21 protein-coding genes and 2 pseudogenes are annotated in these 22,971 nt (G+C 68.7%); 12 read left to right on the forward strand and 11 right to left on the reverse strand.

Annotated elements, in window-relative coordinates; translation table 11 throughout:
• Window positions 1–168: 168 nt before the first annotated feature.
• Window positions 169–900 (forward strand): hypothetical protein, encoded by a 732-nt coding sequence (locus AB0I77_RS15380; protein WP_363283040.1) that lies wholly within the window; start codon window positions 169–171, stop codon window positions 898–900.
• A gap of 87 nt (window positions 901–987) precedes the next feature.
• Here the strand turns inward: AB0I77_RS15380 and AB0I77_RS15385 are convergent, their stop codons facing one another.
• A complete protein-coding gene (locus AB0I77_RS15385; RefSeq protein ID WP_363283041.1) occupies window positions 988–1,206 on the reverse strand; it encodes a hypothetical protein in 219 nt (72 codons plus the stop codon).
• Window positions 1,207–1,370: 164 nt separating this feature from the next.
• Between AB0I77_RS15385 and AB0I77_RS15390 the strand changes: the two are divergent.
• The 5 genes and pseudogenes from AB0I77_RS15390 to AB0I77_RS15410 all read left to right on the forward strand — a co-directional run.
• Window positions 1,371–1,436, forward strand: a pseudogene (locus tag AB0I77_RS15390) (hypothetical protein); the annotation flags it as partial.
• Between the two features lie 58 nt (window positions 1,437–1,494).
• On the forward strand, window positions 1,495–1,650 hold the full coding sequence (locus AB0I77_RS15395; protein ID WP_363283263.1) for a hypothetical protein: 156 nt from the start codon (window positions 1,495–1,497) through the stop codon (window positions 1,648–1,650).
• A gap of 548 nt (window positions 1,651–2,198) precedes the next feature.
• On the forward strand, window positions 2,199–2,741 hold the full coding sequence (locus AB0I77_RS15400; RefSeq protein WP_363283042.1) for a hypothetical protein: 543 nt from the start codon (window positions 2,199–2,201) through the stop codon (window positions 2,739–2,741).
• An 82-nt stretch (window positions 2,742–2,823) separates the two neighbouring features.
• Window positions 2,824–3,033: a hypothetical protein gene (locus tag AB0I77_RS15405; protein WP_363283044.1), complete on the forward strand. Its 210-nt coding sequence runs from the start codon at window positions 2,824–2,826 to the stop codon at window positions 3,031–3,033.
• Between the two features lie 339 nt (window positions 3,034–3,372).
• Window positions 3,373–3,677: pseudogene (locus AB0I77_RS15410) on the forward strand (Tn3 family transposase); the annotation flags it as partial.
• A 231-nt stretch (window positions 3,678–3,908) separates the two neighbouring features.
• On the opposite strand, the gene AB0I77_RS15415 reads toward AB0I77_RS15410, so the two are convergent.
• Entirely contained in the window at window positions 3,909–7,793 is a 3,885-nt protein-coding gene (locus tag AB0I77_RS15415; protein WP_363283045.1) for a hypothetical protein, read from the reverse strand.
• 479 nt (window positions 7,794–8,272) lie between these two features.
• Here AB0I77_RS15415 and AB0I77_RS15420 point away from each other — a divergent pair, with 479 nt between their 5' ends.
• The 5 genes from AB0I77_RS15420 (at window position 8,273) to AB0I77_RS15440 (ending at window position 11,757) form a co-directional block, all read left to right on the forward strand.
• Window positions 8,273–8,803, forward strand: a complete 531-nt coding sequence (locus AB0I77_RS15420) for a hypothetical protein (RefSeq protein WP_363283046.1) — start codon at window positions 8,273–8,275, stop codon at window positions 8,801–8,803.
• A 345-nt stretch (window positions 8,804–9,148) separates the two neighbouring features.
• A complete protein-coding gene (locus tag AB0I77_RS15425) occupies window positions 9,149–9,685 on the forward strand; it encodes a peptidase inhibitor family I36 protein (protein ID WP_363283047.1) in 537 nt (178 codons plus the stop codon).
• 3 nt (window positions 9,686–9,688) lie between these two features.
• Entirely contained in the window at window positions 9,689–11,065 is a 1,377-nt protein-coding gene (locus AB0I77_RS15430; protein WP_363283048.1) for a hypothetical protein, read from the forward strand.
• 20 nt (window positions 11,066–11,085) lie between these two features.
• Window positions 11,086–11,271: a hypothetical protein gene (locus AB0I77_RS15435; RefSeq protein ID WP_363283049.1), complete on the forward strand. Its 186-nt coding sequence runs from the start codon at window positions 11,086–11,088 to the stop codon at window positions 11,269–11,271.
• A 174-nt stretch (window positions 11,272–11,445) separates the two neighbouring features.
• A complete protein-coding gene (locus AB0I77_RS15440) occupies window positions 11,446–11,757 on the forward strand; it encodes a hypothetical protein (protein ID WP_363283050.1) in 312 nt (103 codons plus the stop codon).
• Between the two features lie 193 nt (window positions 11,758–11,950).
• Here AB0I77_RS15440 and AB0I77_RS15445 read toward each other — a convergent pair whose 3' ends face one another.
• Window positions 11,951–12,190, reverse strand: a complete 240-nt coding sequence (locus tag AB0I77_RS15445; RefSeq protein WP_363283051.1) for a hypothetical protein — start codon at window positions 12,188–12,190, stop codon at window positions 11,951–11,953.
• Between the two features lie 351 nt (window positions 12,191–12,541).
• Between AB0I77_RS15445 and AB0I77_RS15450 the strand changes: the two genes are divergently transcribed.
• Window positions 12,542–12,961 carry a DUF2690 domain-containing protein gene (locus tag AB0I77_RS15450; RefSeq protein ID WP_363283052.1) on the forward strand — a complete coding sequence of 140 codons (420 nt, stop codon included), beginning with the start codon at window positions 12,542–12,544 and terminating at the stop codon, window positions 12,959–12,961.
• Window positions 12,962–13,606: 645 nt separating this feature from the next.
• On the opposite strand, the gene AB0I77_RS15455 is transcribed toward AB0I77_RS15450, so the two are convergent.
• The 8 genes from AB0I77_RS15455 to cas7e all read right to left on the reverse strand — a co-directional run bounded on the left by AB0I77_RS15455 (window position 13,607) and on the right by cas7e (window position 22,959).
• Window positions 13,607–14,020, reverse strand: coding sequence for a hypothetical protein (locus tag AB0I77_RS15455; protein ID WP_363283053.1), 414 nt, complete (start codon window positions 14,018–14,020; stop codon window positions 13,607–13,609).
• On the reverse strand, window positions 14,017–16,083 hold the full coding sequence (locus tag AB0I77_RS15460) for an integrase (protein WP_363283054.1): 2,067 nt from the start codon (window positions 16,081–16,083) through the stop codon (window positions 14,017–14,019). The genes AB0I77_RS15455 and AB0I77_RS15460 overlap by 4 nt, the downstream gene beginning before the upstream one ends.
• Window positions 16,080–17,993 (reverse strand): hypothetical protein, encoded by a 1,914-nt coding sequence (locus AB0I77_RS15465; RefSeq protein WP_363283055.1) that lies wholly within the window; start codon window positions 17,991–17,993, stop codon window positions 16,080–16,082. The genes AB0I77_RS15460 and AB0I77_RS15465 overlap by 4 nt, the downstream gene beginning before the upstream one ends.
• Window positions 17,977–19,443, reverse strand: coding sequence for a hypothetical protein (locus AB0I77_RS15470; protein WP_363283056.1), 1,467 nt, complete (start codon window positions 19,441–19,443; stop codon window positions 17,977–17,979). The genes AB0I77_RS15465 and AB0I77_RS15470 overlap by 17 nt, the downstream gene beginning before the upstream one ends.
• Before the next feature lie 107 nt (window positions 19,444–19,550).
• Window positions 19,551–19,961 (reverse strand): hypothetical protein, encoded by a 411-nt coding sequence (locus AB0I77_RS15475; protein WP_363283057.1) that lies wholly within the window; start codon window positions 19,959–19,961, stop codon window positions 19,551–19,553.
• Window positions 19,962–20,213: 252 nt separating this feature from the next.
• Entirely contained in the window at window positions 20,214–21,023 is an 810-nt protein-coding gene (gene cas6e, locus AB0I77_RS15480; RefSeq protein ID WP_363283058.1) for a type I-E CRISPR-associated protein Cas6/Cse3/CasE, read from the reverse strand.
• A gap of 5 nt (window positions 21,024–21,028) precedes the next feature.
• Window positions 21,029–21,823 carry a type I-E CRISPR-associated protein Cas5/CasD gene (gene cas5e, locus AB0I77_RS15485; protein ID WP_363283059.1) on the reverse strand — a complete coding sequence of 265 codons (795 nt, stop codon included), beginning with the start codon at window positions 21,821–21,823 and terminating at the stop codon, window positions 21,029–21,031.
• Window positions 21,820–22,959, reverse strand: coding sequence for a type I-E CRISPR-associated protein Cas7/Cse4/CasC (cas7e, locus tag AB0I77_RS15490; protein ID WP_363283060.1), 1,140 nt, complete (start codon window positions 22,957–22,959; stop codon window positions 21,820–21,822). Before cas7e ends, cas5e begins: the two co-directional genes overlap by 4 nt.
• Window positions 22,960–22,971: the final 12 nt, after the last annotated feature.

Below are 22,971 nucleotides of genomic sequence, written 5' to 3' on the forward strand. Positions count from 1 at the left end.
TGACTGCTCCGGCCAGCGCCGTGGCGGTTTCGAACGACCGCGATGGGCGCCGGCCCGGTCCGCCGCGCCCTGTCCGAAGTCGCCCGGCACATCTCGCTGTCGGGCGGCAGTTCCCGTGGAGCGGACGTAAGGGCAGGCGAACCGCGTGTGCCTCGCTACGCTGCCGCAGTGATCGAGTCCCCGTCGCTGCCCGGCGACCCCACCGAGCTGCACCTGCGCACCTCCTACGACGACGAACTCTGGGACACCCCGCAGGCCGACACGCTGGAGCGCTGGAACGTCGCCGTCCTGCACCGCCGGCGTACGCAGGACGGCGGGCAGGGCCCGGAGGAGGGCAGGGGCTGCGCCACCGCCGGATGCCCGTCGTGCACGACGGAGGATGTCGCCGTCGGGGAGATGACCTTCTACCGGGTGCATCTCGACCGCGGCCGGAATGCCTACTGGGCCATGGAAGAGGAGTCCGAGGAGCTGTACGAGACCGCCCAGGTCCTCCTCGACCCGCAGACGGGTTCCTTCACCAGCGAGGTCGGTGAACTGCTGGCGTACGTCGGCTCCGCGCTGCTGGTCATGGACAGGGTGACCCTGGATCCGCTGTGGCGCGGGCACGGCCTGGCGGCCGTACTCGGTTGCGAGGCGATCCATCGGCTCATGGCCGGATGCCGGGCCGTCGCATGCTCACCCGGCATTACCGACCTCAGCAGCCAACGTCTGAGGGACAGGTCCGAGTGGGACCGCGTGAGCGCCAAGATTACCCGGGGGTGGGAGAGCCTGGGGTTCCGGCTCTACCGCGACAACGTCTATCTCCTGTCGCCCGCCTCGCAGGACCTGGAGGAGCAGCGCGGCGCACTTCGCAGGCGCCTTGCGGAACTCGGTGCGTCCTGGCGGATCGGCGCATCATGACGGGCTCGCCGCCGCGAGCGACGGGCACAAGGGCGGCGCCTCCCCGCTGTCTAGATCAACGGCAGACCGTCGGCGGCTTGTCCAGCGTCAGGGCAACTGAGAACCGCCGGTCTGATTCTCAACACGCATGTAGAGCTGCGATTCGACGACGCCGTCACTGGTCAGCCGTACGTCGGGCTCCTGCACGGTGTAGTGCTGGCCAAGGCTGGTGACGATGGCACGGATCGTTTTCTCGTCCGCGGCTGTGATCATGAGGTGAGCCACTCCGTCCTCCCGAAGAGCGGCCCAGGGGGCAGCGGCGGTCATGTGAACTCCTCGCAAGGTCGACAACTCGGTCTGCTGAGGAAACACCGCCCACCACAGCGCAGTTCGGCGCTCCGAGAAAGATCACCCCAACGAGGCTCCTGCACTGCGTCCGCCGCGCCTGCGGCCGCCCGCATCACGAGCTTGCCGGGAAGATCGGGCGGACGGTGCGCTCCTGGCACCCGCACATCCGCACGGATCTGACCTTCAACGAGCTCGCCCGCAGGGTCAATCCCCTGGTGGCGGGCTGGATCAACTCCTACGGCCGATGCCGGCCCTGGGAGTTGCACCATGCGCATCAACGCCTACCTGGTGCGCTGGATCCGCGAGAAGTACAAACGGCTCGCGGCCAAGAGGATGGCGCTCGCGAAGATGCAGGAGATCGCTCAGCGATACCCCCGCATGTTCGCTCAATGGCGCCTCACCACAAGTGCCGTCTCGGCCTGACGATCAGAACGACAAGAGCCGTGTAACGGGAGACTGTTACGCACGGTGCTGTGAGGGCCGAGGGGTGAGACTCCCCTCGGCTACTCGGCATGAGGTTGGTTCCATCAGCTGATCCCCGGCGGGCGCCGCGTGCTGAGCTGCCACCTGCTCCAGCGCTTCGTAGAAGGCGCGGGCCCGCTGGCTGCGTGGGCTGCCGAATGCTTCCCGGGGCGCGGTGAGCAGCAGAATCCAGTGCGCCCCAGTCATCCGCATCCGGCTGGCCGCCCGTACCGCGCTCAGCAGATGCCGGCGCTCCCGCGCCTTCAGCGGCCCTTGCGCAGCCGACACCAGCTCGTGCGCGGGCCCCCGGAAGTGTTCTCCACCGTTTGGGACTCTCATGAGATGTCCCTCCCCAGCCAGTGATGGGTGCCGTTATCGACCCTGGTCCCTCGCAGTTCGCGGATTGAGAGTGCTGGCAGGTGGGTGCGAGTTCACTCGCTGGGGGGATCATGACCGTCCAGCCGCGCGGGTCGAAGGCTGGTCGCCCGACCGGTTCGTAACGTGGGCAGGTGACGGGTTCATGGTGGTTGGTCTTGGTTGGCTTGGTTCTGCAAGCAGCTGGTGCATCTTTGGCACTGATCGGCTTCACGAAAACGTGGCGCCGTCATCGAGACGTCGAGTTGTTCTGGGCGCCAGTGATTCGTGGGTCTGGTTGGCTGCGTGACCGACTGACGGCGGCAGCAAGTCGCATCAACCGCGTCATGCGCCGGGCCCTGGGGAAACCGACCCACCACTATGTGTATGCAGGCGAGGTCGCCACGGGAGTCGATGTGGAGAGCATCAAGGGCGCCCAGGGGCCGGTGGCCCCGGAGCTCCAAGCCCTTGTTGCTGGGCTGTCATCGTTGAGTGCTGTGGTCGATCAGCTGCGGGAGGACAATAGGGTGGAGCACGGGCGCGTATGGGCGGCGCTAAATGACCACTCGGCAAAGCTGGAGACGACGACTCGCGAGCTCGCCATTGGCGGCCTGCGACTTCAAATCTGGGGCATCCTGCTGATCACGGTTGGAGCTCTTCTTGCGGGTATTCCATCCCTTGTGGCCATCAGCGATTGAGAAGCTGTTTCAGATCCGGTGATCTGTGACGTTCCGTGACGGATGGGCTGGCGATTCCCTATCCCCGTGTCTGATCGGTGTGATGATCGTTGGTTTGGCGAAGAAGCCGGATGACCTACCCCGCGAGGCGCTGGAGCCGGCCGAACTCCGGCGCCTGGTCCTCGCCGCCGTCGACCTGTACATCGACCGCGACGCCCTCGCCCGGCAGATCGCCCGCGAGGAAGAACAACGCCGCGCCCTGGCCGCCTTTCTGGACGGCTGGGACGCAGCAGGCGGGGGAGCACCCTCGTAGTGCTGTACCGGCGCGGGGGCGCTCAGGCGGGTGCCGGTGCCGGGCGCAGCAATGCCAGCGGAAAGCGCCGGCCTTTCCCCACCGCGCGGACGTTAGGAACAGTTGGACTGTCTCAGAGGTTGTGCTGTCTCACCTGAGACGACGGTGTCGAGGCATGAACACCGACTGGACCACTGAGCGATCTGTCTCAGAAAGAGTTGAGCAACTTCATCCCTTCGTGGCGGAGCTGGGGTTACCGGGTTGACGAAGTGCAGCAACCTGTTTACCCACGAAGCGTTCAATCTTCGTCGGCCGCACGCTGCCACCCTCCCGTACAGCTCGGCTGCCTTCTGCTCGCACCCCGTACGCATCGCCGGGCCCCAGATGAAGTGGGCCCTGGAGCGGGCGGAGGAGATCGCGAACCTCTGGATGGGCGAGGTTGACGTGACGGGGATACCGCCGCGGCGGCTGGCGGAGCTGTCCCCGGTACGGCGTGGACGGCAAGGCGTCACTGCTGCGGCGCCATGCTGTTGGCGACTGCGGTCTACCTGACGACACGGGCGGTGGATGACGCGCTGGATCTGCTGGAGGTGCTGATCGCGACGAAGCTGCTGGCCCACGCGGAGCGGGAGACGGCGAAGGAGAAGCTGGAGACCCTGCCGCGAGCGACCCTGCCGCCCGGCGCCGCGGTTGACCGCGGTCACTTCCTAGAGTCCTTGATGGCCGCCCCGCACGAGCCGGGGCTCGTTTCCGCTGGCCAGCGGCTTGTAGAGGCTACCAACAAGCGTCAGATCCGATAGTTGGCGTTACGGCTATGCGTTGGAGCTGCTCACCCCGTCGGCGGGCCGGTGGCCAGGGTGTGTCCGTCCGGGCTGTGGTCGTCCGCCAGCGGTTGTTCAGCAGGTCCGTCGGTAGGGGATGTCGCGGATGTGGGTCTGCCATTCGTCCGGGGTCAGCCCTGCCCCGGCGCGGTCGCATGCCAGGGTGACTGCCTGGCCCGTGGTGATGTCGTATGTCTGCAGCGGTACGTGCTCGCCTGCCGCGTAGAGGGTTTTGCTGTCGGGGCTGAATGCCAGGGCCAGGAGGGCTGTGCCTGGGGTGGGGAGGGCGGAGCCGATCGGGCGGCTAGAGTCGGTGTCCCACAGCCGCAGTGTGCCGTCATCGCCGGCGGCGGCCAGGGTGCGTCCGTCCGGGGAGAATGCCAGCGCCGACACCCGCCTGGGCGGGCCGTCCGTGAAGGCCCACCTGGTCGGGCCGTCACGGACCGGAGACGCGGGAAGGATGCCGAGGGGCTCGTGGGCGTCGCCGTCCCACACGGTTACCTGACCGGATTCGTCGCCTGCTGCGAGGTACGTGCCGTCCGGGCTGAATGCCAGTGCCGTCGTCGTGCCGGAGGTGAGTGCACGGCGTGTGATCCGGCCGGACCGCAGGTCGAGGAACTGGCCGTGGTTGGTTGCCAGGATGCGTCCGCCGGGTTTCACCGCCAGGGTTTCACCGCCGATGCCGCGAATGTCGCGGGTCTTGTCCCCGCTGCGCAGGTTCCAGAATTCGAGCCGTTCGTCCTCTGGTATACGGGAGGTCACCAGCGACGTTTCTTCCGGGTGGAAGGTGATGCCGTTGACGGAATTTGCGGGAAGGCCGGGGTTGTCGGGGTCGGTTCCCGTCACCGTCAGGGACTTGGTGATGCGGCGGCCTGGAACATCCCACAGGGACAGCCTCTCCGGCGGGACGGACTGTGTCGGGTCGCTGACGCCATAGGCGAGGATGCGTCCATCGGGACGGAAGGCCATGTGCACGGGGCAGGGCAGGGGACTTTGCCGCCCTTCGGGGGGAGTCGGGCAGGCGGCCGGCGGCAGGCTGGCCATGCGGTTGCCGTTGCGGCCGTCGTGCAACTGGATCTGCGCCCGGCCGGTATCGGTGTCCTGGTGGGCGATGGCGAGTGTGCTGCCGTCCGGGCTGAAGGAGGCCGATGCGGCGGGCCGGCTCTGCCAGCGGGAGTCGACGACGCCGTCGAGGGAGAGGGAGCGCACCACGGTCTGGGACCGTCCCGCGAAATAGCGGATGCGGCGTGCTTTCATGTCCAGCCTGAGGTCACTGACCGTCTCGTCGGAGTGCGGATACCGGAAGACAGGTGCCGTGGGCGCATCGGTCCGCCACAACAGGACCTCGTCGGGGTCCGTGGCGGCCATGAACCTGCCGTCCGGGCTGAACTCGAGATCTTCCAGTCCCTCGTGCTGGAGCTTCGGCAGTTCCCGCCCCGAAGCGATTTCCCAGTTGCGGATTCCTGCTGGGCCGCGCAGGACCACGTGCCGGCTGTCGGGGGTGAACTGGAAATCTTCCTCGGAGCAGTTGGCGGCGGTCGTCTTGGGGGCCCACTCGGTCGGCAGCTTGCGGCGCCGGGGGATGTCCCAGATCTGCAGGCGGGCGCCGGGCAGGCACAGCGCCATCAGCCGGTCGTCCGCGCTCACCTGGGCATCGGGGAATGGGTAGCTGACTACCCGGCGCTGTTGGTGCAGTCGCCGGATGGCCAAGTCCGAGACATCGTATGGTTCCCCGGGGCCGACCTGGGGCAGGACGCTGTCCATGCGGCGCTCCAGTAGCACGCGCCGGGTCTGCATGTCCCGGATTTGGATTGCCGCCTGGGATCCCCGGGTGTTTGTGTTGTACAGGACAAGCATGCGGCCGCTCGGACTGATCTCGGCTCCGTCGTCGGCCGGCAGACGCTGCCCCTCGTCACGGCCGGCCCGCATGTCCCAGATCCTCACCCTGCCGTCGCCGTTCAGCAGAGTGAGTCGTCGCAGGTCGGGGCTCATCACACCGGCGTGGGCAAGGCTGCCGCCGAGCCCGGGTAACGAAGCGGTCCGCCGGTGGCTGCGCACGTCCCACGTCACGGTCCGCTTCGCGCCGGCGCTGACCAGGGTGCGGCCGTCGCCGCTGAGGTAGCGCACGACGGCCGGATCGGTATCGGGGTCGGTGAAGGCGTCCTGCTCCTTCTGCACCGCGGCGCTCATCAGCGCCGAGCGGCTCTCGGGGAGGTCGGCCAGAGTCCAGGAAGCGATGCTCAGCCGCATCGCGGTGACCGGGTCCGTCGCCCGCAGGCTCTCGGCCAGAGCCGCGATCCTGCGGGCCTCGGCCTGCAACCGCTCCCGCTTCTCGGACTCGCTCTGCTGCCACGCGATCGCGCCCGCGACAAGGGCCAGCACCACGACGGCGGACAGGGCTGCTCTCAGTCGGCGCAGGCGTCGGGTGGTGCGGGTTGCGGCGCGTTGTTCCTGGTCACGTGTGGTGAGGCCGGCGGTGAGGAAGTCGTGCTCCAGGGCGGTGAGGTCTTCGGCCCGCTCTGCACCGCTGAAGTGGCCTTCTGCAGTGGCGAGTCGGCTTCCCCGGTACAGGGCGCCCGGGTCGCGGCCCAATTCCTCCCAGGCACGCGCCGCCTCGGTCAGCCTCCGGTGCTCGCACAGGCGTTCGCGGTCCTCCTCGATCCACCGGTGCAGTCTGGGCCATGCGGTCAGCAGGGCCTCATGGGCAAGCTCGACCCTGGTGTCGTCCAGGGTGAGCAGGCGTGCCCGGGCGAGCGCCTCCACCACCGGGCCGGTCTCGGTTTCCTGCCCACCGAAGGCCACCAGTTCCGCACGCTCGGCAGGCCGGCGGGTGTCGGGGGCATCGTCGCCAGGGGCGACCAGCCGCAGCAATACCCGGCGGGCCGCGGCCGCCTGGCCTTGGGCGAACCGCCCATAGACCTCCTCGGCGGTCTTGGCGATCGCGCCCCCCAGGCCGCCAGCTGCTTGGTAGCCCGCCAAGGTCAGCATCTTGCCGCTGCGGCGGCGCCAGGTTTCCAGGAGCACGTGTGACAGCAGGGGCAGTCCCCCGGGTTCATCGGGAACTTCCTCGATGAGCCGGGCAGTCAGGGCGCGTTCCACGATCAGCCCTGAGGCAGCGGCTGGCTTCACGATCGCCTCCCGCAGTTCGGCCGGACTCATCGGCCCGACCAGCAGGGTGGCGCTGCGCAGCGCGTCGGCGAGCCCGCGGTGTTCGGCGCAGCGCCCGAGGAAGTCGGCGCGCACCGCGATGATCACGCGTAACCGGTTCCCCGGCTCACGCGCCGCCAGCAGTAGGCCGATGAACGCTGCCCGCTCCGCGGGGTCGGCGCACAGCGTGAAGATCTCCTCGAACTGGTCGACCAGGACCACCGTGTCGTCATCGGAGTCCTTCGGCGCGAACAATCCGCCATGAGTACGGGCGGGATGCCCTCCGGGCGTGAAGATCCGGATGGCCGCAGGGCGTAGGTCCTGCGAGAGCGCCTTCTGCAGGGCCGGGATCAGCCCGGCGCGCAGCAGCGAGGACTTCCCGCTGCCGGAGGCGCCGACGACGGCGGTCAGACGGTGCTGCTGCACCAGCTCCAGCAGGTCTGCGACCAGCTCGTCACGGCCGAAGAACCGCTCCTGATCGTGGAGTTCGAACCGGGTCAGACCCTGGTACGGCGGCTCAGCGTCGTCCCGGTCTGCTGTCGCGGCTGCCGCTTCCTCCGCCGCCTGTCTCCAGCGCTGTTCCCACTCCTCCGGGTCTCCTCCGCACGCCTGGACGTAGGCCATGGTGACCTGCAGCGAGGGCAGCAGCTCACCCGAAGCGGCTCTGGACAGCGTCGAAACCGTGTACGGCGTCCGCTGGGCCAGCACCCGGTAGGTAACCGAGCCGGCATCCTGGCGCAGCTTGCGCAACTCCAGCGCAAACCGCTGTACGGGCCCGGCGCCTGGATCCAACGGAGCTTCCGGACGGCCCACTCGATCCCCCTTGGCTCGTCGTGCTCCCTGTATCCCGTGTTCCTCGTTGTCGCCCGCCGTCGGCAGCGCGCGTACCGCAACCTACGCAGCCGCAAAAGAGCTAGACAAGGCTCCGCCGCGACAGGGCGATGGTCTTCGGCCACTGTCCCACCGCCCCACCTGGGAGGACGCGATTGTTGCGGACTGCGACCGGGGCTGCGCAACAACGCAGGCGGCGTGGAGAGTCGGTGGCGTACGACGGCCCGCGCCCCTGTACGAGCTGACCGCTCACGTCAGGCGCTAGTACGACGGGCAGCGTGGTGGATGTTCGCCCGCCAGACCGGCCCGTCCGTCCTGAGCACCCTGAGCGGGGCCCGCACTGTTGCGGGGCGAGCGGGAGAAGAAAGAACGCTATGGAGCGCGGAACGCCAAAGGCCCACCGGGGGCCAGGCCGCGCCCAGGAAGGAGTCAAATTCATGTCGTTACCCAGGAGAGTTGCCGTGGGTGCCGCTGCCGTGGCCTTCGGCGTGGGACTGGCCGTCGCCGTCGCGCCCGCCGCGGCCAACGAGGCCGCGGGAGTAGTGCACGGCAAGGGGCTCGGACGCGACGACTGGAACGACGAAGGCATTGTGTCGGCCTCGTCCCACTCCTACAGCAACCTCGCCGGCATGTGGCAAGCGATCCTGTGGGCGGACAAGTCACTGCGGTCCGATGGAAAGCCCTGGGAGATCTCGGACATCGACTGCCGCTTCGGACCCGAGACCACGTACTCGACCAAGCGATGGCAGAACCGGTACGACCACCTCGAGGCCGACGGTGCGGTGGGGAACAACACCTTCTTCACTGCGGGCTGGAAAATGAACTTCCAAGAGGACCGGGGGACAGCCGAGTACCAGGGGAAAACCGCTGCAGGTGAGTACACCGGCCGCAACATCGGATTCGTCCGCAACTCCGCCGGTGAGTGGGCTATGTACCTCAACGGCGACCTGAAGAAAATCTGGTACAACGCGGCCACCTTCAACCAGTGCTGAGCGCGACTTCCAGGCGAAATTCAGCCCGCTGGCCGACTGGATCCGCATGCTGCGCCTCATCCGATGCCGCACGTGGCGGCCGCGTGCGTGCAGTTCCACGAGCCTGTGCTCCGACCGGCCAGCACTGCCGGGGCCAGGCGATCCCTACACGGCCCTTGCCGAGCGAAGGCCGCTAGACCACCAAGGGGGAATGTCATGACCTTGACCAGATCGTGTCGCCGGTTACGCGGGGGGATCACCGCAAGTGCCGTTTTCGCTCTGCGGATCCACCCTCAGCCACCGAGTCTCGCATCAGACCGAGTCGCATCCTGCGGCCTCGCATGCAAAAAAAGGGGGAACTCATCCATGCCGATGCGTACCACGGCGGCTGCCGCCATCGCGGCGGTCGCCCTCAGCTTGCTCACCGTGTCCGCCGTCCCGGCAGCTGCGACGGTGCAGGTACTCCCAGCCGCTCCCGCTGAGCCGACACTGAGCCTGACCAAGTCCGAGAAACCAAGCGGGGAGTCGGCCCATCCGGGCGGCATGCAGACCACGGCGAACGAGATCTCCTACGCCGACGGCGCCGTCAAGGTGGTCATCCCGCGGCCCGGCGCGGCTGCCACCTGCCCCAGCGGCTGGTACTGCTTCTTCCAGTACGCGGACTTTGGCGGGCGGATGCTGCAGTTCCGCGACTGCGGCGGCAACCAGTCCCTCACGGACTACGGGTTCGGGAACCGGACCACCTCGTGGGTGAACAACACCCAGCACACGGTCGAGGTCTACGACAAGGATGCCGAACCGTTCGTCACATTGTGGCGCGAGGCCGCCAACTCCCGGTCCTCGTCCGTGGGTGATGCCACCGACAACCGGGCCGACTTCTTCTACACCTACTGCGGGAGGTGACCCATGCGCACCACTAGGATGATCGCGTTCGCCGTGGGTGTCTTATTGCTGGGCGGATCCCCTGCCGTGGCCGGGCAGGCCGAGCAGGTGCCCCGCAGCGACTGGATCAAGTCCACCGTCGCCTACCCCACACCCGGCACCAGCTCGACTCGGGAAACGATCGGGGAACTGCCGCGGTCGCCACAGGAGGTGGAGGCAGAAGCCCGGCGCACACAGGCCAGCTACGAGGTCAGCGCCGATGGCATGCTGCAGCGGAAGGCGGCGGTGAAGGCGGGGTACGACTACATCACCTCCTCCGAATGCCAGGCCAACGACGAGGCCGACGATCCGGGCGGCTGGGTCAAAAACCACTTCGCCTGGTGCAAGCGCGGCTACGACTACACGACATACGCCAAGACCTGCAACCCGCAGAACCCGAACGACTGCATCATCCGTGGCACGGTCCGGGTCCGGTGGGACGTTATCGGCTACGGGCGGCACGAGGACGCATCCAGCCCCAGCACAACCGACCGCCACATGAACTTCACCATCACGGTGCGAGACATCCAGCCAACGGGCGTGTTCACCCAGCCAGGGGCCAGCTTCAGCCTCTCCACGTGGTGCTACACCACCGACCCGCTGAAGAACTGCAAGACCGACGGCACCAACGGGGCCACCCGCACCATTCCGCAGTGGCGCGCCGACCCGAACGCCTACGTCGAGCTGATCTCCCCGGCCAAGGAGCCGGCCAAGCAGCACGGTGAGCAGCTGATCCATGCCGGCCCGGTCGTGAAGTTCGCGGGTCAGGTACCCGGCTTCCAGCCTGGGGCCAGCATCGACGCCGAGATGACCGACATCCGCTTCGACTCCGCCTGGTACCTCAGCACCTACGGCAATCGCGGGTCGATCTTCACCCGTGTCGCGCCGTTCCTCGTCTACTCGAAGGCCGCGAACTCCGGGTACAAGGAGGTCGCCGACCACATAGAGCAGGCCCTGAACCGGCCGGGAGATACCAAGCCGCCGTTCAGCGACAAGCAGATTCCCGGCAAGAGCTGGCAGAACCCGATCTACCGGCTCGCTTCTGAACTCAATGACGACAACAGCCGACGCGAGGGTCGCAACCGGTACTACTCCAAGAAGGCGTGCAACGTCTACTTCCCAGGCTGGGACACGCTCAAAGGGCCGGACGGCAAGCCGATCAACCAGTGTGACGAGTTCCCGTTCGCATCCACCTACAACGGGGCGGGCCAGTTCATCGACGACGGCCCCCAGTACAAGGACATGTTCTCCGCTAAACCGGTGCACCGTGACGACAACAACGCCGCGGGTAACGTCCTCAAGCTCTGGTACCACTGGGAAAGGATCACCGACCACAATCCCTTCTACGTGACAGTCAGGTAAGGCGGGACAGCAACGGGGGCGTGCTGGCCAGCGCTGGCAACAAGTACTGGGACTTCTCCGTCCGAGCCGTACCCCAGCCGGACAACAGCAGCGCCGGGAATCAGCTGAGGAACTACTACGTCGATGACCGCATCCTGGCCTGGGACGCCAACCTGCTGTCCGACCCCAAAAACAGCAATGATCGCTTCTACGTGAACATCGACTGACACCTCGCGTCGGTGTACCGGCGGCTGGCCTGCCCAGCCGCCGGTACACCGGCATCAAGCCCTCTACTCGCTCATGGAGGTCCGTTGCACGCCCCCCTCGATCTCAGCGAAAGGTTTGGGGAGGGCTGGTGCCTCACCGCGGCCCCGCGACAGCCCATCACCATGCTTACCCAGATGGGCGCCGATCGGCCCCGCCCACTGGCCAACGCCCTCGACCAGCTCACGCAACGTCTGATCGAAGAACTCGACTACACCACCCCCACGGTCCTGCTCCTGGCACGGGCCGCCACCGCCCAGTGGAGCATCGCGCTGGAACTGGAGGGCACCGCAGGATGGATCGGTGCGCGAGCCCACGTGATGAGCCGACTCTCAGCCGCAGGCGGGACCGTGTGCACCATCTGCCGCGACCCCAACCAGTTCCAGGTCCTCTTCGCCCACGACGGACAGCCTGACGGCACCATCGACCCGCTCACCGCCGAGCGGTGAGGGACCCTCACCTCACACGTCAGCGCCGCACTAGACGACATCGGCTTCCCCCACGACGGCGACAACCCGGACAGCATCGACGCCAAACTCGATCACTACAGCCCCTGCCAGTGGTCCGTCCGGATCCTCTACGCCATAACCGGCATCCAACTGGACAACAGCCTCCTCAACGGCCCGTGGCACGGCGCACTCGTCACAGATGCCCCCCACTCCTCATCCTGATGGTTTGGTAGGTGCGAGCTGGCAACGTTTCTCCCACGCTGTCGATGGTGAAGATGACGCGGCCACCGCCGGCCGGGACGGTGCCGGTCGCCTCCTGCTTGGAGGAGTGCCGGGGAAGGCCGAAGCTCACCAGCAGCAGGATCGTGGTCAACATCGCCACGCCGAGCCACACGAAGTACACCGACAACGGAGAGTTCACCGGCCAGCGCATACGCAAGAATCGCGCGCTCCGATCAGCGCCCCGGGGCCTTCACGCGGGTCGGGGTGTCCTCGGTTGCCCCAGCAGGAGTCCTCCCGCTCATCAGGTACGACCATGTCCGGCCCTTCTCGAGGGTCTGGCCGGCCACGGCGGCGTGCGGGACCTGGCCGTCGTGGAGGCGGGCAGCGGCCGGCGGCCCGGCGCTTGGCTGCGGCCTGCGTGTCCGCGGCGCAGGGGGCCGCACTCGTGCGCGCCGCACAGGATCAGAGCCGGACGAAGGCGTCCGGTGGTTCCGGGACCCGTCCCGGACCGGTGGCGGTATACCTCGGCTACCGACGCACCATCCGAGTGAAAGGGAGTCTAATGAGCAGACTATTCGGTGCTCTGGCGCTTTCCGGCGTGACGCTGGCCGCTTTGGCGGTGGCCCCGTCTGCCTCCGCGCAGGACGACGGTCAGGCCAAGCGGTCCGCGGCCACCTGCTACGCGCAATCCTGCCACGGGCAGGACCCGCAAACGACCGGGTGTGCTGCCGATGCCTTCTCCCCTCACACCACGTACATCGACGGCAGGAAGCTCGAACTGCGGTACAGCCCGACCTGCCGGGCGGCGTGGGGGCGTATCAGCGGCGGCGGCCGAGACTACGTGTCCATCCACAGCAGCTCGGGGGCGGAGTTCTGGAACAGCCCCGTCTATCACTCGTACACGGCCATGGTCAACGACGCAGGCCTGTTCGCCTACGCCTGCACGACGGTCGGAAACGACACGTGCACGCGCACCTATTAGCGGAAGGCAGCGGCGTGATCGGGCGGCGCGCTGGGGTCCTGGCACTCCTGGCCGCAGCGTGACCGCCTGATCTGCGCTGACCGGCCCGCCCACGACGCTGGAGCAGCAGTGAGCGGGCCGGGACGACCCGGTACAGGGTGCGGCGCCCGCCCGTGGGTCAGCGGCGGGGGGCGGTGTACCGGCCGGTCGCGGCCGCGGCGCCCGGCCAGGAGGTGTCGACAGGACGGGTGTCTCCGTCGGCGCTGGACAGCGTCCCCTGCTGCCGCCCGGGCGATCGGGCACTGGGTCGTATGGGGTTTCCCGTTGGCCTGTCTGACGCAGATAGCAGCGGTGCGCGACCTTGCGCAGCCACGCCCGCGGTTCCCGAATACTGTCCCATTTCTCGATGGCCACGGTGAAGTACCCCTGCCTGGGTTCGCGTCCTCGATCGCTCAGTAATCGCGAACTCAGGCGCTTTCCCCGGCGGGTATGTCGGCGAGTCCACGAGCAGGGAGATCGCGTATGCCCACGCCACCGGAAAGCCGATCTCGTTCACCGATCCCGTCTAACCAGTGATCTGCTGCGCGGTGAACCGATTGGGTCGGTTCTCGGCGGCCGAAGGCCGCCGAGAACCGCCGTGGTGGTGACCTGAGTGCCCTGAGGGTGTCAGCCTCGGGGCTGAGCTGGGAACGCGACGATGGTGCCCGCTGCCTCTTGCTCAGCGCGGAGCATCTGATTGTCGTGGTGGAGCGAGGCGATGACCGTGGTGGCGGCGGTCAGCCTCCGGTTGAGTTCGGTGATCTCCCGCTTGGCCGCGGCGAGTTGTCGGCGGAGGTCGTCGATGTCGGCGTCCCGGCGGGCCTCGCCGGGGGTGAGGCTGCCGTGGTTGTCGATGTGGGCGTCCCAGTCGGCCAGGACGGCCTTCGCGCGGAACATCGTGGCGGGGCTGACGCCCGCTTCCAGGGCGAGGTTGTTCTTCGTGAGCCGGCCGTCGCTGTGCTGCGGCTTGCCCACCAGAAGCCGGTCCATGGCCGCGCGGAGCTTGTGCTCGGTCTTGGCCGAGACGCTCGTGTCGGTCATCGTCCGACCTTCCGCAGAACGGCCTGCGCCTCGGATCGCTGCTGTTCCAGGGCCGCGCGATGGCCGGGGGCCAGGCGGCGGATTTCCAGGAGCCTGGTGAGGGACCGTTCCTCGCTGTCCCAGATCTCGACGTGCTGGGGGCCGATCATGCTGTTGCCGCAGCGGTCCGGGCGGCAGCGGTCTTGCAGGGGGCCGGTATGGCCGGGTGGGATCACGGTGTTCTCCAGGCAGACGGCGCCGGCCGGGTTGGCGGCGTCGAACAGGCAGTGGTTCAGGGTTCCGAAGCGGATGGAGACGCGGGCCTGCTTCAGCAGGGCGTGTTCGACCGTCACGTCACCGCGCTGGGCGGCGACGGTGTCGCGGATCTTGTCGAAGGTCCTGGTCAGCTGCTCGACGCCGGGGCCGAAGCCGATCGGCTGGCTCGCCTTGTGGGCGTCGAACAGGTCCCGCAGGCCGCGGAACCGGGCAACTTCGATTGCCGCGTCCAGGTGCTGGGCCCAGGACGTCGCAGAGGCGGCATAGCCCTGGGTGGTGCGGTTAGCCAAGGCCCGCGAGGCGACGTGCTTCAGCTGGATGCCCAGGGCGATCTCGGAGCCGGGGAACTGGTCGGTCAGCATGGCCATGGTCCGGCGGAACATGTGCGGGGCGACCCGCTCGGACGGGATGGGCTCCAGCCCGTTGACGTCGGTCCTGGCGTTCACGTGCTCGACGAACGCCTTGATCCCTTCGTTCGCCGTGAACCGTTCCGCGTTCCGGGCCTCTCCGGCGACGCCGGTGAATAGCCGCTCAGGGTGCGGGGTGATCTCCTCGGCCAGGGCGAGGGCTCGGGCGACCGGTTCGATGATCCACCAGTGCTTGCGGGGGAAGTCCTCCTCGCCCTTGACCTCCGTCGAGACCACGGCCGGCGCCCCGAAGTACTCGACCACCGAGCCCTTGACGATCTCCTGGACCTCGGAGTCGCGCATCATGCTCAACGCGGTGACGAAGATGTAGCAGGCGATCCGGAGGATCTCGATCTCCCGGTTCAGACTGCGGGGTGCCAGTCCCCGGTTCCAGCCGCCGGTGGAGCCATCCATGCGCCTGACTTGCGCATACTCTGGAAGGACGCTGGCGCTCGCGCACTGGCCCCGGTCGACCGCCTCGCTCACGATCTCCCGCAAGCCGCGGTGCTCGTTGAAGATGCGGGCCCGCTTGTCGATGCCGATCAGGAACGGCAGCAGGCCCCAGTGGACCTGTCCCGCGTCCGTGATCCGCGGCGGCAGGTGCTCGTCGTGCAGCGGGACGAGGTTGTTCGGGTCGGCCAGCCAAACCCGCAGCAGAGCCTCCGCGCCCGCTGACGACCGCTTCGCCTCCGCCTGGAGCTGTCGCCAGCGCTCCTGGGCTCGCAGAATGTCCGGAGCGAAGGTGTCGATGTAGGTCCAGGCGGCCCGGACCAGCGGGAACCACACCTGCGGAGGGATCACCGGGGTCGACAGCGTCCGGCTGCCGCTCGGCGACATCCCCAAGGCCACCCGCGAGGACATGCCGAGCCAGGGGTCTCGGGGCAGGCCGCCGCCGGTCAGCAGCAGCCCGTAGCGGTGGAGCTCACGGATGACCGTGATGTGGCCGACCACGGTGGAAGCGGCCCTGCCCTCTTTCAGCCCAGCGACGCGGACGTGCAGCTGATGCTCGGGCCAGGCCCCCAGATCCTGCGGCAGGCCCCGTTCCTCAGCCCATGCGGCCAGCGCCCGCAAGGGCCCGAGCCTCTGGATGACCGTCTTCGGCTGAACCGGACGGCGCCGAGTGGTGGTCCCGGCCAGCACCTTGGGGTGCCGTGGGTTCAGCAGGATCATGGCCAGCTCGCGGGCCCGGAGGTTCCAGACGTCGGTGAAGGCGTCGAACTTCAGCTTCCACTCGGCCGGATGGAGATTCGCCGGACGCCGCAGCACTCCGTTCAGGTTCCACTCATCGCACTGCCCGAACAAGGGGCTGACCCCGTCCGGCAGCAGGGTGCGCGAGGTCAGGACCGGTTCGTCGGCGGCGAAGGTCGCGTGTGCCGGCAGGTTGGGGGCGATGCTGTTCATGCGTCGAACTCCGCTCGTGCGGTGAGGGGAAGCTGCAAGGTGGCAGCGCCTTCGGCGATGTGACGGCGGGCGGCGGCGGTCTCCGCCTCGGTCCGTTCCGCGAGGACCGCCGCGAGGTTGGCCGCGGTCTGGCCCCAGCGGGTGTGGAAGTGGGCCGGGCTCAGCCGGGTGCGCAACCTGTCCAGGTGATCCGCGAAGAGCAAGAGCTGAGGCAGGTGGGAGGGCAGAATCCAGGCATTGCGGCATTCCAGGCAGCGCAATGGTGCGACCGCGCAGAGATCACCAGGGCGGGAGAACGGCGAGTCGAACGGATCGCGGCAGCTGGTGACGCCCATCTCCAAGGCCCCGCTTCGCAGGTCCTCGACCTGCTCGGCACTAAGCCCCAGCCCGGCCAGAGCCGGTGCGGCCTCCTCCAGCGCCGTCTCGGCCGCTGCGTCCAGGACGACCGGGCCGGTGGTGGCTTTGTCGAACCAGGACTGCTGGGCGGTGGTGATCACCCGCCCGGAGACCATCCGCAGGGTGGTGCCCTGCGCGTAGTGGCCGCGGAACGTCTCCTGGTGGTGGTCGTCGGCGATGTCCGTGATCCGGCCGCCGAAGGCGACGGCCTTCTCGACCTTCACCGACTTCCGCAGCCGCCGGATGTCGATCCGGCCCTCCAGGTCGAGCTCCATCTCCTTGACCCACTGTCCGAACAGCCGCAACCGGCCCCGGCCGACGGTGAACTCGAAGGACGGCGGCAGCGTTCCTTGCAGGAACAGCGGCGCTGGACGCTCGCTGTGGAGGGCGCGCAACGATGCGGTCACGTCCATCAGCTGCCGGACGATCGCCGAGACTTCCAGGCGGGGCCGGTCCGCGTACTCGTGAACGTGCTCAACCGTGTTCACCGCGTCGATGCGGGTGAAGGCCCGGCGGTGGATTCTGCGGGCCCGGTTCTTGATCATGGTCAGCCGGACCCCGCCCTCGGTGAACTCCACCGCCTCCTCCATCAGCCCGGTGACCTCCTCGGGGGAATGGCCGGTCGCGGCGACCAGCAGCACCCGAAAGGCGTGCATGTCACGCTGGTTGGGATAGAGCTGGTTGAGCAGGCCGCAGACCAGGAAGTAGCCGCGCAACCCGCAGCTTTGTCCCTCGGTCCGGACGTTGTCCGGGATCAGCGCCGCCAGCTCCGGCGCCAGCGGGAACGGGACGGTCTTGGCCATCTCCCGAGGTGACACCGCCCTGTGAGCCAGGGCCCAGAGCAGATCCGGCATCCTCGACCAGCCGTGCTCGGCCGGATGCCCGCCGGCCTCGACCATCTCCCACCCGGCCTTGAGCCGCTTGCGGAGCCGGGCGACGTCGTCCCAGGCCGCCTTAACCAGTGCGGCCTTGTCCTTGCGGGAGAACTCGTCCAGCTCCTTCGTGACGCCCCAGGCCAGGCTGTGGTCCTGGCCCGCGATCTGCGTCAGCCGCGGAGCGAGGTCCCGGTCGGGGTGCCGCTGACGCCGGTTGACCAGGATGCGGATGTTCGCCGCGAGGGCCCCAGGCCGTGTCGACCCGCGCGGCCACCGGGCCGGCAGAGACTGTTCCCAGGCCAGCAGCACCATGGACAGGTCCGGGTCCGCCCTGGCCAGGGACGCCTCCGGTGCCCTGCCGGCCAGTTGCTCGTCCACGAACGCGCAGAACAGACGCAGCCCCTGGCGGTGGCTGCTGGCCGTGCCCGTCCTGCGGCTCGTCACCTCGATGTACTCGACCCACTCGTCCGCGAGCTCGGCCGCCAGCGTCCGGCAGGCGAACTGCGACGGGTCGAACTGCAGGACCCGCTTCTTGCCCCGGGAGTCCGGCGTGACGACCTGCCGGACGCCGATCCTCACCGGCCTCAGGTCAGGGTCCTCGTGCCGGAAGTCCCGGCGGCGTTCACCGCGTCGCGGCATGACCGGCCTCCTCGACCCGCAAAGCCCGAAGCGCGATGTCCGCATAGGTGTCCCCGTCCCCGGCCGCCCACTGAGCGAACGCGGCGTCGACGTAGGACATCGGGTCCTCCAGGTAGCGCAGGTACTCGTAGGTCACGGCCGGACTCGCGTGCCCGAGCCGGCGGCTGACGATCAGCAGCGGGTTGAAGGCGATGTGCTCGGCAAGCGCCGCCGTGCCGACTCTCGACGCCGTGTGCTCGCGCTCGGCGGCCCGCCGCATCAAGAAGTCCAACAGCCGCAGGGCGAACGTGTGCCGCAGATCGTGGAACCGCCAGCGCTTCTGGGGAAGTTGAGGGGCCCGCTCGTCGCCGCGGACCGCCGTCATGCGGTCCCATGCCTGGTAACGGACGCGGTCCCAGGACGACGAGGTGAGCATCAGGCTGCCGTGGCCGATGAACACCGCCAGCGGCTCCAGCCCGGCCGGCCCCTCATGGACGGTGATCCGCCGCAGCTTCGGCCCCATCGCCGACCAGGCGAACTCGCGGTCCCGGCCCTGCCAGCGTCCCCGCAGCCGACGGCGTGCATAGTCGATCTCGGCGACGACAAACAGCTCGCGGTGGCGACGCTCCAGCGCGCGGGCCATGGACCCGGCCATCTCCGGCCGCTCGATCAGCACGAACCGGTCCACCGACGTCAGCGCGTCCGGCGGAACGTAGGCGATCCGGTGCTTCTTGTATTTCGCGCACTCCTGGAGGTCGAACTCCGTCCCCTCGCCGGGCCGCCGCATCCCGACTGCGAGTTCCGGCAGCAGCACCGTGGACCACTCCTGCGGTCGCATCCCCGACGTCAGGGCCAGGTCGGCCGCCGCCCGGCTCCGGTTCGGCGCCTGGCCCCGGAAGGCCCGGTCCACCTCGCCGTCGAGACTCTGCCCGCCCAGCCCGACGTCCCGGAAAAACACGTACTGCCTCAGCGTCAGGTGCCGGATGTCTATGTCCCGGCTCATCCCGGTGGACAGCAGGTTCGTCGCGCCGACCGCCCGCAGCGGCGACGCCCGGCGCAGGCCCTGCCCGACCATCCAGTCCAGCAGCGTGTTGATCACCGACGCCTCGCGGTCCCAGACCGTCCCGCCCACCGGCGAGTCCTGCAACTCGGTCCGCGACCGCCGGTAGGCCACCAGATCGGACTCCGCCGCCGTGCCCAGGTCACGGCCCCGCTCCGCCAGGAACTCCATCAGCCGCAGCACGATGTAGGCGTAGTGCCGCAGCGTGTCCTCCGGGTCCCGCCCCAGATAGGCCAGGTGACGGAACCACGAACAGGCCGGCTCGACCGGCCGCATCTGATCGTCCACGAGCACCGGCAGACGATCCGGCAAGGCCCGGAAGTCCAGCCGCCATACGGCTTCCTCCCCGACCCTGCCGAACAGTGCAGGCCGTTCCTGTACACGGGCCCGGCTGATGAAGAACAGATCCACTTACCCCTCCGGTTGAGAGATCCCACAACCGTCGGAGGTAACGAGGAACCCAGCACACAGTGCCGGGCGGCCCCTGCGGGGCCGCCCTTCGATGAGAGTGCCTGGAACTATCGGGAGAACAGCTGCTGGCGCAGATGCAGCGGCACCGCCTCCCAGATCGGGTCGGCCGCCCCCGGCAGCAGTCGGCCCTGGGCGGCCCCCGACGCTGCGGCGGGGGACTGATCGCCAGCCGGGGCGCCGGCGGTGCAGGTGCCGGCGTGGGCGCCCGACGGCCCGACGTACGCGCACCCGGGGCAGCGCACCCAGCCTGCCTCCTGGATAGCCGCCTCGACCACCGAGCGCTCCGGGCCGAAACCTGCCTCCATCAGCCGGTGCGGCAGCCACAGTGTCTCCACAGCGCGCAGGGCTGCGAGCGCGGTGACGGCATGGTCCTGCGCGAACCACCCGTCGACCTCCGCCTCCTTGCCACACCCGCAGAAACAGCCTCTCGTCGACTGATTTGTCCTCGTCTCCGTCACGATCCGGGACCCTAGCGGCTCCAGCAGCCCCAGATCGGCCAGGCCACGCCAACTCGCCCCTATGAGGGGGGTGCCCAACCAGCACACCGGTGTGTAACCAACGTTCCGAGAGCTAGTTTGTGAGCGGATCAAGCGCTCTTGGGCCACGGTCCGTTGCTGACGCTGCGGACGCGTTCCGGCAGGCCCTCGTTGCAGGGCGTGTGAGGCTGGCGCTTGATGACCTGGGAACCTATGGCGCCAGCCCCACGTGAGTCATTGGTTCGAGCGCGGGTGGGCGAGGGTGAGGAGGCCGCATCCGTATGCCTTGGCGGAGCCGATGCCAGTGATGAGGGCGCGGGCGAGTTCGACAGGGTCGGTGACGCGGAGGGTGCCGGCGAAGCTGGCGGTGGTGACGGTGACCTTGGTGGTGCCGGTCTTTGCTCCGCCGGGGCCGGTGAGGGTCTTGTTGAAGACGAGTCGGTCGCGGGCCATCACGCGGACGTCCAGGAGCGGATCAGCTCCTGAGGTGTCGGTGTTGGGCAGGGGCAGGATTCCGGGGGCGGGGTCTTGAGTGTTGGGCAGGGTGAGGAGTTCGAAGCCGTGTTTGTGGACTCGGCTGGTGAACCAGGCGAGTTGGTGGTGTGTGGTGCGGTGGCCGAGCCGATGTGAGGGTGCCCGTTCCTTCGTTGATGCGGCGGTGCGGGCAGCCTGGTCCGGGGTTGGCTTTTGTGGGGTTCGGGTGTTCTGGACCGGGGAGGCGGTGAGCCGGAAGGCGTAGGTCTGTCCGGCTTCGAGGTTGGCGAGGAGGGGTTTGTAATCGGCGACGGTGGGTTTGGCGTGTGGGTTGTCGACGGCCCATCCGGCTTGTTCGACTAGGGCTGTGAAGTCGGGTTCGACTTGGGTGACCGTGTACAGGTGTGGGCGGTGGGGGTTGTCGGCATCGAGCCGCCAGAGGGTGCGGCCGGGGTCGGGGTGGTAGGCGACGCCGCCGAGGATGGCGGCGTGCATGGCCTGGGGAGAGTTGAGGAGTTTGCGGGTGCCGGTGCGCAGCGGGGCGAGGGGGATGCGGGAGAGGTAGGGCATGGGGGTCACCATCCGAGGAGGGCGAGGGGGTCGTGGTCCTCGCCGGCGGGGGTGTCGGGGCTCTGGGGGAAGCCGGTGGCCAGGGTGATCAGGTGGTGGCTCACCTGGCGTGTGGTGTGCCGCGGTCCGGTCAGGGCGTAGCTGATGGGTTGGTCGTGCAGGGTGGTGCCACCGTCCGGGTCGTCGATGGTGGCGGGGACGTCGATGGTGGCGGGGGTGGCTCCGTTGTGCTGGCGCCGCCATACGTCCCGGGCCTGCTGGGTGGCGAGCCATTCCTGCGAGCTCAGCGCGTCGAGGAGGGGCTGGCTGGTGAGGCCGAGCACCAGGGGGAACGTCGGGGGGCAGGAACTGCGGCCCAGGCCCAGCAGCCCGACGGGTGCCTTCACGGCGGTGTGCAGGCGTTCCACCACTTCGGTGGGACCGTGGACGACGACGAGGAAGGCGGCGTCCTGGAGGTAGAACCGCTCGGTGGTCACGGTGTGCCGGGGAGGACTGGTGCGTTTTTGCCGGCCCGCGGGGTTGGTGTTGGCCGACGGGAGCGGGGTGCCGCGGTAGTCGCTGACGGTGTGGTAGTCGCGCAGCAGGGTGCCGGGGAGGTCGGTGCGTACGCCGATGGTGAGGTCGGCGAGGGGGCCGAGGGGCTGGTCGCGTTCGTGGCCGAGGGCGGCGGCGAGCAGGCCGATGACGCCGGATTTGGTGGGCTGGGCGCTGGTGTGCCGAGTGTCGATCACGGCCCTGTGGTCGCCCCATGCCTGCAGTGGCGCGGCCAGGCGCAGCAGGAGGGTGCGGTTCTCGGTCATCGGGTCAGCTCCGCGGTGAGGGCGTCGAGGAGCGCGGGGAAGGTGCGGGCGGGGCCGAAGGCGTCGTCCAGGGCCTTGCCGGTGGTGTCGGTGAAGGCGTGGGTGGCGCCGGTCCAGGCGGCGGGGGCGCCCCACTGCTGGGCGAGGGTGGTCTGCTCGGCGGCCAGGACGGTCGCGGAGGGGGCGGCGTAGCCGGTGGCGCCGTAGGCGGTGACCGGCTTTTCGAAGGCGGTGACGAGGTTGACCGGCTGGTCGTCGCGGACGGCGAGAGCGACGAGCTGGGGCATGGTGCGGTGGGCGAAGCTGTTGCCATACCCGGTGGGCATGGACCGTACGAAGGCGGAGACGAACGCCACGGCGGCGTCGACGGCGGCGGCCGGGTCGGACAGGTTGGCTTCCAGCTGGTGCAGGGAGACAGCGCCGTAGCGGTAGAAGGTGGCCGAGTTGAAGCCGATCCGGCCGATCATGCCGGCACCCTTGCTGTCCGGGCCCTGACGGTCGTCGACGGCGGTGTAGTAGTCGAATTCGAGCTCGGCGCCATGGGTGGCGATGGCGTGCGCGACCTGGCAGGCGGCGTGGACGTTGATACCGGCGACGTTGGCGACCATCCGGCCGAACAGGGCGACATCGATGGGGTGCCCGGTCGTCAGCGCCGTACGCACCTCGTCGCCGGCGATCTCCTCGCCGAGCTGCTTGTCGCTCAGGCCGTTGAGTTCGGTGGCACGGGCGGCGACCAGGTCGACGAGCTGCTCGATCTGCCGGTGTCCGTAGAAGAGGAGGTAGGCGGTCTCCTCTCCCTTGTTCTTACTGGCCTTGATACCGAGCGGGGCGATGACGGCGGCGGCCAGGCGGGCGGCCGGCTCCGGCTCCAGGCCGGTGCGCACGGCGATGCGCTCTGCGAGGTGGTCGGCGATCTGCTTAGTGCGGGTGCCGAGCTGGTCCTCGCCGATCCCCAGGGCCGCGAACGCGAGCCGGGTGGCGCGCTTCCACGCCTGGGACGAGGCACGCGGCCGGCGTACCCCGCCGTAGGTGCACTCCTTCGGAGCACCGGCGTCGTCGCGGTTGAGGTTGGACGGGGGCACGGTCTGCAGGATGTGGATGTCGATGAACCGGCGGCGGGTGGCGGAGGCGGACATGCGAGAAATCCT

Source organism: Streptomyces sp. NPDC050619, assembly GCF_040654815.1.
Taxonomy (GTDB): domain Bacteria; phylum Actinomycetota; class Actinomycetes; order Streptomycetales; family Streptomycetaceae; genus Streptomyces.